The 527-nt window shown below is 43.8% G+C and carries 1 protein-coding gene and 1 pseudogene; one reads left to right on the top strand and one right to left on the bottom strand.

The genetic code is table 11. The features are described 5' to 3' along the window. Positions 1–120: pseudogene (locus tag R7Q48_RS30750) on the bottom strand (pyridoxamine 5'-phosphate oxidase family protein); the annotation flags it as partial. A gap of 110 nt (positions 121–230) precedes the next feature. Between R7Q48_RS30750 and R7Q48_RS30745 the strand changes: the two are divergent. Further along, positions 231–527: winged helix-turn-helix domain-containing protein (locus R7Q48_RS30745; RefSeq protein WP_318134203.1), on the top strand; the 297-nt coding region annotated here is incomplete at its 3' end.

The raw sequence follows: 527 nt of genomic DNA, 5'->3' as shown, positions 1-527 counted from the left end.
GTTGGTGATTGCAATATGGGCAATTAGGCTTTCATCAATAATCATGTGCAGCTTTTCAACTTCAGTCACCGCTTTATGAGCGCCTTTTTTGATTTCTGTTCTTTTTGTATTCGATAGCATGGTGGTCTCCCTAACCAACTCACAGTAATGAGAAATAGTCATTTTCTTCCTAAGCGTGTCGTTGCAATGTAACGTTTAACTGGTAGCTTAGAGAGAGCCACTTTTAAACTATGGATGGATCCAATTTGTCGTTAATCGATGTGGGTGATTTGTGCGTAAAAACAGGCAGCGGTACGCGCCAGCAGTCTGTATTTTTTGCAATAAGGGATAAGATTGTTCGAGGGCTTTGGCCCAAGAACGGCAAGCTACCATCGACTCGTAAACTGGCACAAGAGTTGAACCTTAGCCGCAACACGGTGATTTCTGCCTACGAACAGTTAGTTGCTGAAGGGTACTTGGTCAGCCAGCGCGGTTCAGGCTTTTTTGTTGCTGTTGAGTTGCCAGAACAATACTTGCCTGAAAAGTTG

The organism is Vibrio sp. 378 (assembly GCF_033339435.1).
The sequence above is the reverse complement of the archived record's forward strand: the minus strand, read 5'-3'. Positions and strand labels throughout refer to the sequence as shown.